At 57.9% G+C, this 13,494-nt stretch carries 13 protein-coding genes and 2 pseudogenes; 12 read left to right on the top strand and 3 right to left on the bottom strand.

Going from position 1 to position 13,494, the window contains the following annotated elements; translation table 11 throughout:
- Positions 1 to 252: 252 nt before the first annotated feature.
- Positions 253 to 1,864: pseudogene (nadB, locus tag CINSTRO3249_RS06445) on the bottom strand (L-aspartate oxidase).
- 40 nt (positions 1,865 to 1,904) lie between these two features.
- Here nadB and CINSTRO3249_RS06440 point away from each other — a divergent pair.
- The 12 genes from CINSTRO3249_RS06440 to acpS all read left to right on the top strand — a co-directional run bounded on the left by CINSTRO3249_RS06440 (position 1,905) and on the right by acpS (position 12,021).
- Entirely contained in the window at positions 1,905 to 2,144 is a 240-nt protein-coding gene (locus CINSTRO3249_RS06440; RefSeq protein WP_074012653.1) for a hypothetical protein, read from the top strand.
- Positions 2,145 to 2,278: 134 nt separating this feature from the next.
- On the top strand, positions 2,279 to 2,854 hold the full coding sequence (gene rpoE / locus CINSTRO3249_RS06435) for an RNA polymerase sigma factor RpoE (RefSeq protein ID WP_025421295.1): 576 nt from the start codon (positions 2,279 to 2,281) through the stop codon (positions 2,852 to 2,854).
- A 28-nt stretch (positions 2,855 to 2,882) separates the two neighbouring features.
- A complete protein-coding gene (rseA, locus tag CINSTRO3249_RS06430; protein WP_074012652.1) occupies positions 2,883 to 3,578 on the top strand; it encodes an anti-sigma-E factor RseA in 696 nt (231 codons plus the stop codon).
- Complete coding sequence (gene rseB / locus CINSTRO3249_RS06425; RefSeq protein WP_074012651.1) at positions 3,578 to 4,534, top strand: sigma-E factor regulatory protein RseB; 957 nt, start codon at positions 3,578 to 3,580, stop codon at positions 4,532 to 4,534. Before rseA ends, rseB begins: the two co-directional genes overlap by 1 nt.
- Positions 4,531 to 4,989, top strand: a complete 459-nt coding sequence (gene rseC / locus CINSTRO3249_RS06420) for a SoxR-reducing system protein RseC (RefSeq protein WP_074012650.1) — start codon at positions 4,531 to 4,533, stop codon at positions 4,987 to 4,989. Before rseB ends, rseC begins: the two co-directional genes overlap by 4 nt.
- A gap of 498 nt (positions 4,990 to 5,487) precedes the next feature.
- Positions 5,488 to 7,287, top strand: a complete 1,800-nt coding sequence (lepA, locus tag CINSTRO3249_RS06415) for a translation elongation factor 4 (protein WP_074012649.1) — start codon at positions 5,488 to 5,490, stop codon at positions 7,285 to 7,287.
- A gap of 15 nt (positions 7,288 to 7,302) precedes the next feature.
- The gene (gene lepB, locus CINSTRO3249_RS06410; RefSeq protein WP_074012648.1) at positions 7,303 to 8,289 is read left to right on the top strand and encodes a signal peptidase I; all 987 of its coding nucleotides are present in this window, start codon (positions 7,303 to 7,305) and stop codon (positions 8,287 to 8,289) included.
- Positions 8,290 to 8,466: 177 nt separating this feature from the next.
- Positions 8,467 to 9,147, top strand: coding sequence for a ribonuclease III (gene rnc, locus CINSTRO3249_RS06405; RefSeq protein WP_074012647.1), 681 nt, complete (start codon positions 8,467 to 8,469; stop codon positions 9,145 to 9,147).
- The gene (era, locus tag CINSTRO3249_RS06400) at positions 9,144 to 10,049 is read left to right on the top strand and encodes a GTPase Era (protein WP_074012646.1); all 906 of its coding nucleotides are present in this window, start codon (positions 9,144 to 9,146) and stop codon (positions 10,047 to 10,049) included. The genes rnc and era overlap by 4 nt, the downstream gene beginning before the upstream one ends.
- A gap of 9 nt (positions 10,050 to 10,058) precedes the next feature.
- Positions 10,059 to 10,844: a DNA repair protein RecO gene (gene recO, locus CINSTRO3249_RS06395; RefSeq protein WP_074012645.1), complete on the top strand. Its 786-nt coding sequence runs from the start codon at positions 10,059 to 10,061 to the stop codon at positions 10,842 to 10,844.
- A gap of 65 nt (positions 10,845 to 10,909) precedes the next feature.
- Positions 10,910 to 11,641, top strand: coding sequence for a pyridoxine 5'-phosphate synthase (gene pdxJ, locus CINSTRO3249_RS06390; protein WP_074012644.1), 732 nt, complete (start codon positions 10,910 to 10,912; stop codon positions 11,639 to 11,641).
- On the top strand, positions 11,641 to 12,021 hold the full coding sequence (gene acpS, locus CINSTRO3249_RS06385) for a holo-ACP synthase (RefSeq protein ID WP_074012643.1): 381 nt from the start codon (positions 11,641 to 11,643) through the stop codon (positions 12,019 to 12,021). Before pdxJ ends, acpS begins: the two co-directional genes overlap by 1 nt.
- Positions 12,022 to 12,049: 28 nt before the next feature.
- Here the strand turns inward: acpS and CINSTRO3249_RS06380 are convergent, their stop codons facing one another.
- Both CINSTRO3249_RS06380 and CINSTRO3249_RS16195 read right to left on the bottom strand, forming a co-directional pair.
- Positions 12,050 to 12,310, bottom strand: coding sequence for a YfhL family 4Fe-4S dicluster ferredoxin (locus CINSTRO3249_RS06380; protein ID WP_074012642.1), 261 nt, complete (start codon positions 12,308 to 12,310; stop codon positions 12,050 to 12,052).
- A 573-nt stretch (positions 12,311 to 12,883) separates the two neighbouring features.
- Positions 12,884 to 13,341: pseudogene (locus CINSTRO3249_RS16195) on the bottom strand (helix-turn-helix transcriptional regulator); the annotation flags it as partial.
- Positions 13,342 to 13,494: the final 153 nt, after the last annotated feature.

Here is a 13,494-nt window from a genome sequence, read left to right as displayed (position 1 = left end):
TGCTCATGCTGAGTTTCCAGCACTAGATTAACTGCCCGTTCACGGACTTCCGGAGAGTAACGTTTGGTCGTTGTCATAGAGACCTCCACTTTTAAAGTATAGACTCTAATTTATCCGGGGTGATTCAAAATGCAGCGAGGCGAAGTTTTCCGAAGGCCCCCATAGGCATCTCACCATGGTAAGCCGGACCGTCATCACCGGTTACGTCTTTTACCGGTAATGACGAGTATGACGAAGAGGCGATGACGATTATCAGGGCTGTAATATGGTCGGTTGCGGGTCCGGCTGCATCGCGGGATAATCCAGCGTAAAATGCAGGCCGCGGCTCTCTTTGCGCTGTAGCGCACTTTTAACAATCAATTCGGCGACCTGCACCAGATTGCGTACCTCCAGCAAATTATTGGAGATGCGGAAGTTGGAATAGTATTCGTCAATTTCGCGCGTCAGTAGCTCTATACGGTGCAGCGCCCGCTCCAGCCGTTTGGTGGTGCGCACAATACCCACGTAGTCCCACATAAAAAGCCGCAGCTCGTGCCAGTTATGCTGCAGCACCACTTCTTCATCGGAATTGTTGACCCGGCTTTCATCCCAGGGCGGCAGTTGACGAACCTGGGCGATGGCCGGCAGACGGCGCTGGATATCCTCCGCCGCCGACCAGCCATAGACCAGACATTCCAGCAGCGAATTGGACGCCAGGCGGTTGGCGCCGTGCAGGCCGGTATAGCTGACCTCGCCGATAGCATAGAGACCATCTAAATCGGTGCGCCCGTGTTTATCCACCATTACGCCGCCGCAGGTATAATGAGTCGCAGGTACGATAGGGATAGGCTGACGGGTCAGATCGATATCCAGCGTCAGCAGCTTGTCATAAATGGTCGGGAAATGCTGGCGGATAAACGCCTCCGGCCGGTGGCTGATGTCGAGGTACATGCAGTCGGCCCCCAGCCGCTTCATTTCATGGTCTATTGCCCGGGCGACGATATCCCGCGGCGCCAGCTCGGCGCGGGGGTCGAAATCCGGCATGAAACGGCTGCCGTCGGGCCGGCGCAGATAGGCGCCTTCGCCGCGCAGTGCTTCGGTAAGCAAAAAGTTGCGCGCCTGGGGGTGGAACAGGCAGGTCGGGTGGAACTGGTTAAACTCCAGATTGGCGACCCGGCATCCCGCGCGCCAGGCCATGGCGATGCCGTCGCCGGAGGAAATATCGGGGTTGGTGGTATATTGATAAACCTTGGACGCGCCGCCGGTGGCGAGCACTACCGCGCGCGCGCGGCACAGCTCCACCCGCTCCACCCGCTCTTTGGCGCGGTTCCAGATATAGGCGCCTACCACCCGCCGCGTGCCCGGCAGTCCGAGGCGGTTGGAGGTGACCAGATCCACCGCGTTGCAGCGTTCCAGAATCTGAATGCCCGGGTGCGCTGCCGCCTTGCCGACCAAGGTGGTTTCCACCGCTTTGCCGGTCGCATCCGCGGCGTGCAGAATGCGGCGATGACTATGCCCCCCCTCGCGCGTGAGGTGGTAGCCGCCGCCGGCCGGCGTCGAATTTTCGGTGTCGAACAGCACGCCTTGATCTATCAGCCACTGCACACAGTGGCGGGCGGTGCCGGCGATGAATTCGAACGCCTCGCGATCGCACATGCCGGCGCCGGCTATCAGCGTATCGTCCACGTGGGAATCGACGCTGTCGGTTTCATCGAACACCGCCGCGATGCCGCCTTGAGCATACAGCGTGGAACCTTCATTCAGCCGGACCTTTGCTCAGGACCATGACATCGCAATGCCCGGCCAGACGCAGCGCCAGCGATAACCCGGCCGCACCGCTGCCGATAACCAGGACATCGGTGGCATATTCAGTTGATGGTTGCATAGCGGATGGTGTGTATTCCGATAGAAAAGACTGTTTGGTAATGGTACCACCCAACGCCGGCCGGCTGTACCGCTTATTGCCGCTTTTTGACGCGGTTTATTTACGCATGTTTACTGACAGCATGGCGAATTCACGTTACCCTGCGCTTTTTATTATTGTGACTCTTTCGCCTGGGCGTTGGCTCTGCGAGAATCCAAGTACCGGCCATCCTATTTATGGTAGTCTGGTGCTCAGCCCGGCCGGCGGCCTTGGCATAGTGTGGCCGCGCCCTTTATTTTAAGAAAAACACAAGGCGTGGCGGAACTTTATGATTATCATTAACTCCAATCGCGGGCTTGCTCGTAAAATTGGTTCAGAAGCTGGCGGTATTATTCTTTTGCGCGTGGAGAAAAATTTGAGGAGACATTACCTCGGATGAGCGAGCAGTTAACGGATCAGGTGCTGGTTGAACGGGTCCAGAAAGGCGACCAGAAAGCGTTCAATTTACTGGTCGTTCGCTACCAGCATAAAGTGGCGAGCCTCGTGTCGCGCTACGTCCCGCAGGGGGATGTGCCGGACGTGGTACAGGAATCGTTCATCAAAGCCTATCGAGCCCTGGCGTCGTTTCGCGGCGACAGCGCGTTCTACACCTGGTTATACCGTATTGCGGTCAATACAGCGAAGAATTATTTGGTGGCTCAGGGGCGGCGTCCGCCCTCCAGTGATGTGGACGCCAGCGACGCGGAAAATTACGAAAGTGCCGGCGCATTAAAAGAAATATCGAACCCTGAGAATTTAATGTTGTCAGAGGAGTTGCGACAGATAGTGTTCCGCACTATCGAGGTGTTGCCCGAGGACTTGCGTATGGCGATTACGTTGCGCGAGCTAGATGGCCTGAGCTATGAAGAGATAGCGTCGATCATGGATTGCCCGGTAGGCACGGTACGCTCACGAATTTTCCGTGCGCGCGAAGCAATTGACAATAAAATTCAACCGCTTATTCAACGTTAACGATGGCGGCAGGAGAAGGTACCCAGGCATGCACAATGAAAAGCTTTCCGCTCTGATGGATGGGGAATCGTTTGATAGTGAACTGTTTAACGATTTATCCAGGGATGTGAAGTTGCAGCAAAGCTGGCAACGGTATCACCTCATTCGCGATGTCATGCGCGGTGACGCTGGCGAAGTTCTCCATCTTGATATTGCCGATCGTGTCGCTGCCGCCATTGCCGAAGAGCCGGTGCGTATCGCGCCGCAGGCCGTAACGGAATCGCAGCCGGCACCGGACACCTGGCATCGTTCCCCGTTCTGGCGCAAGGCGCAGCCGTTGACATCGCGCGTTGCCCGTTTGGGCCTTGCCTCGCATCTCACCCAAATCGGCGTCGCGGCCTGCGTTTCGCTGGCGGTTATCGTCGGCGTGCAGCATTACAACACCCAGCAGGGCGTCGTTCAAGACAGTGGTCAGCCGGAAAATCCGGTTTTCAACACCCTGCCGATGATGGGCCAGGCATCGCCGGTCAGCCTGGGCGTCCCTTCGGCCAACGGAGCCGGGGTGGATAACGGCAGTCAGCAGATGCATGTGCAGGAACAGCGCAGGCGTATCAACGCGATTTTGCAGGACTATGAACTGCAGCGCCGCCTGCATGCCGATACCCTGCAGTTCAGTCAGCAAGACGCGCAGCAGGCCGCCGTACAGGTGCCGGGCACGCAATCATTAGGAATGCAGCCGCAGTAATGAAGCAAATTTGGTATGCCGTGTGTTTGTTAACGGGCAGCCTGCTCTATTCCATCCACGCGCCGGCTCAGACCACCGCATCCGGCGCGTTGCTCGCGCAAATGAGCCAGGCCAGCCAGACGCTGGACTATGAATATGCATACGTGCTGGTCAGCAAGCTGGGCGTCGACTCGCTGCGTTACCGCCACGTGGTTATCGATAAACAACGGCTGGCGCAGTTGCTGCAGATGGACGGCCCGCGCCGCGAGATCGTCCAGCGTAACGGTGAAATAAGCTATTTCGAGCCCGGGTTGGAGCCTTTTACCCTGCTGGGCGACCATATCGTTGATTCTCTCCCCTCCATTGTTTACGCCAATTTTGAACGCTTGGCGCACTTCTACGATTTTATTCCCGTGGGCCGCGCTCGTATTGCCGATCGCCTGTGCGAGGTGGTGCGGGTTGTCGCCCGCGACGGCACCCGATTCAGCTATATTGTCTGGATCGATACCACCACCAAACTCCCGCTGCGCGTTGATCTGCTGGATCGCGATGGCGAGGCGCTGGAACAGTTCCGCGTCATTGCTTTTGACGTCGACAAGCAGGTCGAAAACAGCATGGCCGGGTTAGAAAAAGTGACCTTGCCGCCCCAGCTGGCGTTGCCGGCCTCCACCACCGCGGATTTCGACTGGCGCGTCAACTGGTTGCCGGCGGGAGTGTCCGAAGCGTCCCGCAGCCGGCGTAGCTTGCCGGGCATCAACGAACCGATTGAAGCCAGGCTCTATACCGATGGTTTGTTCAGCTTCTCGGTGAACGTCGGTCAGGCGAATACCGGCAACGGGGAACGTCTCATCCGCACCGGACGCCGCACTATCCATACCGAGCAGCGCGGCAATCGGGAAATTACCGTCGTCGGCGAACTACCGCCGGCCACCGCGAAGCGTATCGCCGACGGCGTCGTTTTCAAGGCGCAGCCATGATTAAAGAATGGGCTACGGTCGTCAGCTGGCAGCGGGGTGTCGCGCAGGTGCGCTGCGAGGCGCGTGAAGGTTGCGGCAGCTGCCACGCCCGGCACAGCTGCGGGACCCGTCTTCTTGAGAAAATGGCGCCCGGCACCCAACATCATTTAGCGGTCGCCAGCGCATTGCCGCTGGTGCCGGGGCAACGCGTCGAGGTCGGTATCAATGAAGGCAGCCTGCTGCGTTCCGCGTTTTTGGTGTATATGCTGCCGCTGCTGGGGCTTATCGGCGGTGCGGCGATGCTTCAGGGCACGCTGGGCACCGATCCGGCCGCCGCCTGCGGCGGCGTGGCGGGTGGCGTCGCCGGTTTTCTTTGCGCGCGCTACCTGGCGCGCCACACGCCTGAAACACGCGACAATCAGCCGGTCATACTGCAGGTGGCGCTGCCGCCTTCATCATTGCATGTCCAGGACTGACGCCCGCGCCCCGGCGGCGTTGCGCGTTGAGCGCGCCGGTAGGGCGTGCGGTTTACACAACTGCCGTGCCCCAGGCCGTCGTTGGCGCGACGCTGCGGCGTGCGGTTTACACCATTGCCGTGCCTCAGGCCGTCGTTGGCGCGCCGCTGCGTCGTGCGGTTTACACCATTGCCGCGCCTCAGGCCGTTGTTGTCGCGCCGCTGCGGCGTGCGGTGCTCCGGGCCACGACACCCGCTGCCATCGCCGGGACGATCCCCCAGCGGGCCGTATGCGGGACTGTCGCGCGGTCTGTGCCTCCCGGCCACAGACGGACCCTGCACCTTTGCCGAAACGCCAAATCAGAGCGCGGATCCCGGCAATGGCCCGCGCTATTCTTCCTTGCTTCCCTCAGACAGTGTAAGATGCGTCCATTATTTTGTGGGCCGTCGGGGCCACGTTCCCCGCAGGGCGACCACCGGAACGAGTTAGAGCGCCTGTTTAAGAGAAAAATCTATTAAAATGAAGAACATAAGAAACTTCTCCATTATCGCCCATATCGACCACGGCAAATCGACGCTGTCTGACCGCCTGATACAGACCTGTGGCGGTCTGAGCGAACGTGAAATGGCGGCTCAAGTGCTGGACTCCATGGATCTGGAGCGTGAGCGTGGCATCACTATCAAAGCGCAGAGCGTGACGCTGGACTATAAGGCGCCCGACGGTCAGGTTTATCAGCTGAATTTTATTGATACCCCCGGGCATGTGGACTTCTCCTATGAAGTCTCCCGATCGCTTGCGGCATGCGAAGGCGCGCTATTGGTGGTGGACGCCGGACAAGGGGTCGAAGCCCAGACGCTGGCCAACTGCTACACCGCGATGGAAATGGATCTGGAAGTGGTGCCGGTGCTGAACAAAATCGACCTACCCGCCGCCGATCCCGACCGCGTGGCGCAGGAAATCGAAGATATCGTCGGCATTGACGCTACCGACGCGGTGCGCTGTTCGGCGAAAACCGGCGTCGGCGTACCCGATGTGCTCGAGCGGTTGGTGCGCGATATCCCGCCGCCGGAAGGCGATCCGGCCGCGCCGCTGCAGGCGCTGATCATTGACTCCTGGTTCGATAATTATTTAGGCGTGGTTTCGCTGGTGCGTATCAAAAACGGCACCTTGCGCAAAGGCGACAAAATTAAGGTCATGAGCACCGGTCAACATTACAATGCGGATCGACTGGGTATTTTCACTCCGAAACGTATCGACCGTGAGGTGCTTAACTGCGGCGAAGTTGGTTGGCTGGTCTGCGCCATTAAAGACATTCACGGCGCGCCGGTGGGGGATACCTTGACGCTGGCGCGTCAGCCGGCGGATAAAGTGCTGCCGGGCTTCAAGAAAGTGAAGCCGCAGGTTTATGCCGGTCTGTTTCCGGTGAGCTCCGACGATTATGAGGCGTTTCGCGACGCCCTCGGCAAGCTTAGCCTGAACGATGCCTCGCTGTTCTATGAGCCGGAAAGCTCCACCGCACTGGGCTTTGGCTTTCGCTGCGGCTTCCTCGGCCTGCTGCATATGGAAATTATCCAGGAGCGGCTGGAGCGTGAATACGATCTCGATCTCATAACCACCGCGCCGACGGTCATCTATGAGGTGCTGACCACCGATGGCGACACGGTGTACGTGGACAGTCCCGCCAAGCTGCCGCCGCTGAATAATATTAACGAATTGCGTGAGCCTGTCGCCGAATGCCATATGCTACTGCCGCAGGCCTATCTGGGCAATGTCATTACCTTGTGTATCGAAAAGCGCGGCGTGCAGACCAATATGGTCTATCACGGCAACCAGGTGGCGCTGACCTATGAGATCCCCATGGCCGAAGTGGTGCTGGATTTCTTTGACCGGCTGAAGTCCACTTCGCGCGGTTATGCCTCGTTGGATTATGGCTTCAAGCGCTTCCAGCACTCCGATATGGTGCGGGTCGATGTATTGATTAATGGCGAACGGGTCGATGCGCTGGCGTTAATTACCCATCGGGATAACGCGCCGTACCGCGGCCGCGAGTTTGTCGAAAAGCTCCAGGAGCTCATTCAGCGCCAGCAGTTCGATATCGCCATTCAGGCGGCCATCGGCAACCATATTATTGCCCGTTCCACCGTCAAGCAGCTGCGCAAAAACGTGCTGGCGAAATGCTACGGCGGCGACGTCAGCCGTAAGAAAAAGCTGCTGCAAAAGCAGAAAGAAGGTAAAAAGCGCATGAAGCAGGTGGGTAACGTTGAGCTACCGCAGGAAGCGTTCCTGGCAATTCTGCATGTGGGTAAAGACAGCAAATAAGTTTGAGGAGATTGCATGGCCAATATGTTTGCCCTGATACTGGCAATCGCGACGCTTATCACCGGGATCCTCTGGTGTCTTGAGCGTTTTAAACTGGCGCCGGCTCGCCGCCGTCTGGGGCAGCAGCCCGGCCAGCAACGCCCAGATGCGCTGGGGGGAACGACCGGTAATGATGTCGCGGTAAAGGTCAGCCATAAACCGGGCTGGGTCGAAACCTGCGCGTCGATTTTTCCGGTTTTGTTACTGGTCTTTGTCGTGCGCTCATTTATTTTTGAGCCGTTTCAGATCCCCTCAGGATCGATGATGCCGACGCTATTGGTCGGTGATTTTATTCTGGTGGAAAAATTTGCCTATGGCATTAAAGATCCCATTACCCAGACAACTTTGATTGAAACCGGTCATCCTAAACGCGGCGACGTGGTGGTTTTCAAATACCCGCCCGACCCCAAGCTGGATTATATTAAACGAGTGGTGGGGTTGCCGGGCGACCGGGTCAGTTATGATCCCGTCAACAAGCGCGTGACGGTACAGCCAGGCTGCGCCAGCGGGCAGGATTGCGCCACGGCGTTGCCGATTACCTATAGCCAACTCGCGCCGAGCGATTTTGTGCAGACCTTTAATTCGACCGGCAACGGTGAAGCCAGTAGCGGCTTCCTGCAGGTGCCGCCCGATAGGCAGGTGGACGGCGGCCTGCGCCTGGCGCAGCGTAAAGAATCGTTGGGTGGCGTAGTGCACAACATACTGACGGTGCCGGGCCAGCAGGATCAACTGGGCATTTACTACCAACAGCAGGGCAGTTCGCTGGCGGAGTGGGTGGTGCCGCAGGGAGAATATTTCATGATGGGCGATAACCGGGATAATAGCGCCGATAGTCGTTATTGGGGTTTCGTACCGGAAAAAAATCTGGTGGGTAAAGCAACGGCTATCTGGATGAGTTTCGAGAAACAGGAAGGCCAATGGCCGACGGGCGTGCGCTTAAGTCGTATTGGCGGCATTCATTAATTCCTTTTTTAGCGAAGCATTATTCCGCTTACCGATGTAGAATACTTCTCAGGTATTGAAAGGCTGGCTCCCTTCGCGGGAGCTACTGCAAACGAAACAGTTTAGGACAGGCGCGCCGATCCCAGGCCTGTTCCGTCTGCTGCGGTTTTTTACGCATGGTTGAGTTATTGGTAACGCATGAATCCCATCTTAACAAATAGGCTCCAGAAGAAACTGGGCTACACTTTTCAACAGCACGATCTTTTGTTACAGGCGTTAACGCACCGCAGCGCCAACAGCAAACATAATGAGCGGCTGGAATTTTTGGGCGATTCTATACTGAGTTATGTTATCGCCAACGCGCTTTATCAGCGGTTCCCCCGTGTTGACGAGGGCGACATGAGCCGGATGCGCGCCACGCTGGTCCGCGGCAATACGCTCGCGGAAATGGCGCGGGAGTTTGAGCTGGGCGAATGTTTACGGCTGGGGCCGGGAGAGCTGAAAAGCGGTGGTTTCCGCCGTGAATCGATTTTGGCCGACACGGTGGAAGCGTTAATCGGCGGCGTATTCCTGGACAGCGATATTCAAACCGTCGAAAAGTTGATCTTGGATTGGTACCGCTCCCGTCTGGATGAAATCAGCCCCGGCGATAAGCAAAAAGATCCGAAAACCCGGCTGCAGGAATACCTCCAGGGACGCCATTTGCCGCTGCCTACCTATCAGGTTGAGCAGGTACGTGGCGAAGCGCACGACCAGGAATTTACCATACATTGCCAGGTCAGCGGGCTGGCGCAGCCGGTGGTCGGTAATGGCTCAAGCCGTCGCAAAGCCGAGCAGGCCGCGGCGGAACAGGCACTCAAAATGTTGGAGCTTGAATGAGCGAACAGACGACCTATTGTGGGTTTGTAGCGATAGTGGGCCGGCCGAACGTCGGCAAATCCACGCTGCTCAATCAGTTGCTAGGGCAGAAGGTCTCTATTACATCGCGCAAACCGCAAACCACCCGTCACCGCATTATGGGGATCCACACCGAGGGGCCTTACCAGGCTATCTATGTGGACACGCCGGGACTGCATATTGAAGAGAAACGGGCAATCAACCGTTTGATGAATCGCGCGGCCAGCAGTTCTATCGGCGACGTGGAGTTGGTGATTTTCGTGGTGGAAGGCACCCACTGGACGCCGGACGATGAGATAGTCGTTAACAAACTGCGTGACGTTAACTGCCCGGTCGTGTTGGCGATCAACAAGGTGGATAACGTGGCGGATAAGGAACAACTGCTGCCGCATATGCAGTTCCTCAGTCAGCAAATGTCGTTCCATGACATCGTGCCCATCTGCGCCGAGAACGGCATGAACGTCGAAACCCTGGCCGGGATTGTGCGCAAGACGCTGCCGGAAGCGGTGCACCATTTTCCAGAAGATTACATCACCGATCGTTCCCAACGTTTCATGGCCTCGGAAATCATCCGTGAAAAGCTGATGCGTTTTCTGGGTGATGAGCTGCCTTATTCCGTCACGGTAGAAATTGAGCAATTTGTCACCAACGATCGCGGCGGTTACGATATCCACGGGCTTATTCTGGTGGAGCGCGACGGCCAGAAGAAAATGGTCATCGGCAACAAGGGCAGCAAAATTAAAACCATCGGTATCGAAGCCCGGCATGATATGGAAGCCATGTTCGAGACGCGGGTGCATCTTGAGCTGTGGGTGAAAGTGAAATCGGGCTGGGCCGATGATGAACGTGCCCTGCGCAGTCTGGGCTACGTCGACGATCTTTAGGCCGCGCCGATGGAAGGTTGGCAACGCGCTTTCGTGCTCCATGCGCGCCCTTACAGCGAAACCAGCCTGCTTCTGGACTTTTTCACCGAACAGCAAGGGCGGGTGCGCGTTTTGGCCAAGGGCGCGCGTTCCCGCCGCTCCGCGCTTAAAGGGGTGTTGCAGCCTTTTACCCCATTATTGGCCCGCTGGAGCGGCCGCGGTGAGGTAAAAACCCTGCGCAGCGCCGAACCCGTCTCGCTGGGGCTGCCGCTTACCGGTCTGATGCTGTATAGCGGACTTTATATCAACGAGCTGCTGTCGCGCGTGCTCGCCCATGAAACCGATTACTCCACGCTGTTTTACGATTATCTCCAATGCCTGCAATGGCTGGCGGGCGCCACGGGTTCGCCGGAACCGGCCCTGCGCCGCTTTGAGCTGGCGTTGCTGTCGCATTTGGGTTACGGCGTCGATTTTCTCCACTGTGCCGGCAGCGGTGAGCCGGTCGATGACGTTATGACCTACCGTTACCGGGAAGAGAAAGGCTTTACCGCCAGCGTACTTCTGGACCACTACAGCTTCAGCGGGCGCGAACTGCGGGCCCTGGCAGAGCGGGAGTTTCCCGATATTGACACGTTGCGCGCCGCCAAGCGGTTCACCCGTATGGCGCTCAAGCCCTATCTGGGCGGCAAACCGTTAAAGAGCCGCGAGCTATTTCATCAGTTTCTTGACCGGCGCCCGCAGGGGACCCGGCCGGAGAGTGCCGGCAAGGCTGCCGCGGGTAAGCCGGGGGCGGACGGTGACGAGGGCAAGCAATAAACTGGCCCGGGCTACCGCGCTGGTTTACACTGCGACACATTACCTATCCATGTCAGGGGAAGAGGATGTCTGAATTATTGCTGGGCGTGAATATCGATCATATTGCGACGTTGCGCAATGCGCGCGGCACGGCGTGGCCGGATCCGGTTCAGGCGGCTTTTATCGCCGAGCAGGCGGGCGCTGATGGCATCGCCGTGCATCTGCGCGAGGATCGCCGGCATATTACCGATCGTGATGTCCAACTGCTGCGCAAAACGATTCAAACCCGCATGAATCTGGAAATGGCGGTGACGGAAGAGATGATCGCTATCGCCTACGATCTGGCGCCGCACTTTTGCTGCCTGGTGCCGGAAAAGCGCCAGGAAGTCACCACCGAAGGCGGGCTGGATGTCGCCGGCCAGCCGGATAAGCTGCGCCAGGCCGTGACCCGTTTAAGCACTGCCGGTATCCAGGTGTCGCTGTTTATCGACGCCGATGAGCGGCAAATCGCGGCGGCGGCGGAGGTAGGCGCGCCCTATATTGAAATTCACACCGGCGCCTATGCCGACGCACTCGATGAGGCTTCACGCGCGGCAGAGTTTGCCCGCATCCGTCAGGGCGCGGACTTTGCCACCAAGCTGGGCCTCAAGGTCAATGCCGGCCATGGCCTCGATTATCACAATGTTAAACCGGTGGCCGCGTTGGCGCAGATGCAAGAGCTGAACATCGGCCACGCGATTATCAGCCGTGCCGTCATCGGCGGCCTGGCGGACGCGGTGCGAGACATGAAACGCCTGATGCGTGAAGCGCGCAGCTGATGGCGATTGTCGGCATCGGTACCGATATCGTCGAGATAGGGCGCATTGAGGCGGTGGTCTCCCGCAGCGGCGATCGGCTGGCGCGCCGGATCCTCAGTCCCGATGAGTGGCGGCAGTATCAGCAGCACAATCAGCCGGTACGGTTTCTCGCCAAACGTTTCGCGGTAAAAGAGGCGGCGTCCAAGGCGCTGGGTACCGGTATCCGCGACGGGCTGGCCTTTGCCCAGTTTGAGGTCTGCAATGATGCGTTGTGCAAACCTTCGCTGCGGTTATTTGGTATGGCGGCGGCGCTGGCCAGCCGGTTAGGTGTTACCGGTATGCACGTCACCTTGGCCGATGAGCGGCATTACGCCTGCGCGACGGTCATTTTTGAGCGATGACGCCCGTGCGGTTTGCGGCGTCATCGGGCTATAAACGGTGGGCGTGGTGCAGCAGCACAAACTTTTCCCACAGCATATCGCTGTTTTCCACCCGCTGCGGATCGGCGATGATGGTGTTATCGATCGGGCAGACCTGCTGGCAGGTGGGACGATCGTAATGACCGATACATTCCGTACAGCGATCGGCGTCTATCTGATAATACTCCGCGCCCATGCTGATGGCTTCGTTCGGGCACTCCGGCTCGCACATGTCGCAATTGATGCAGCGTTTAGTGATGAGTAAGGACATTTCAACACATTACCATTTTAACAAGGTGAATCAGTCAGCGAGAGTGTGTGCGTCTGATTGACTGTCCTCCGCTTACCGCCGGTGGGTTGGACGCTGTTGGCGCGTTAGCCGCAATCCGGCAACGCGCCACGGCCACCCACAATGGCTCTCCGCCGTCGTCTTTGATCTGTAAAAGCAGGCGCGCAAAAGCTTGATTTAGCCCTTTGACCCATCAGAAGCGAGAGTGCCGCGCACTGTAGCATATAAACCCGCTAGCCCCAATCATGGCGACCCTTTCGCCGCGCCCGGCAGCGCAATGTCAGGCCCCGCCGTTAAGCCGAATAAGCCTGGCTCCGCGGTCCGCGAGAGCGTCCGGCTGCGCAGCGGCAAGGGGGCCGATGTTGTCAGTCCGGCTAACCAAACCGAACGTCGACCGTCGGGAGGGGGGCCTGTACCTGGGCTATCCCGGACCGCTGGCACTTGGGCTATGGCAGTTTCCGGTTTCGTCAGACACTTCTGGACACGCGGGGCACCTAAGCCCGCAGGCGTGGGTTTGGCGTAGCGCGTCACCGCGCCGCCCGTGTTGTCATGTTATTACCAGAAGAAGTTGACCCCCTCGCGAAGGCGTTTTCGGGGGATATAGTGATTCAGGCCCGTTGCCTGGCAATAGTCGATCAGGGCACTGAGGGAATTAATGCCGACCTTGCTATAAATCGTGCATAAACGGTTTTCCACCGTCCGATGCGACAACCCCAATGCCGCGGCAATCTCTTTGGCGCTGAATTTCTGGATGGCGAAAAAAATGATATCCAGCTCTTTCTCGTTAAAGGTGTCGTCAGGCGGCGTCAGGCGGCGTCAGGCGGCGTCAGGCTGATAACCGACGGCTTTAGCTGTTCGCAGAAATCCCACAGCGAGAGGAAAGTAAATCTTTTGGCGTAACAAAAGGTGCCCAACACCTCTCCCTGACCATCATAGAGGGGAAATTTGGCGCAGTACCACGGCTCCAGTACCGCGTTACGGGTGAAATAGGAGGTGGTGATAATCTCCGCGCCCGGGTCTGTAAATTTTTTTGTGTAAATGAATCACCCCGGATAAATTAGAGTCTATACTTTAAAAGTGGAGGTCTCTATGACAACGACCAAACGTTACTCTCCGGAAGTCCGTGAACGGGCAGTTAATCTAGTGCTGGAAACTCAGCATGAGCA

It is taken from the genome of Candidatus Sodalis sp. SoCistrobi (genome assembly GCF_900143145.1).
GTDB lineage: Bacteria > Pseudomonadota > Gammaproteobacteria > Enterobacterales > Enterobacteriaceae > SoCistrobi.
This window is presented reverse-complemented; position numbering and strand designations above follow the sequence as displayed.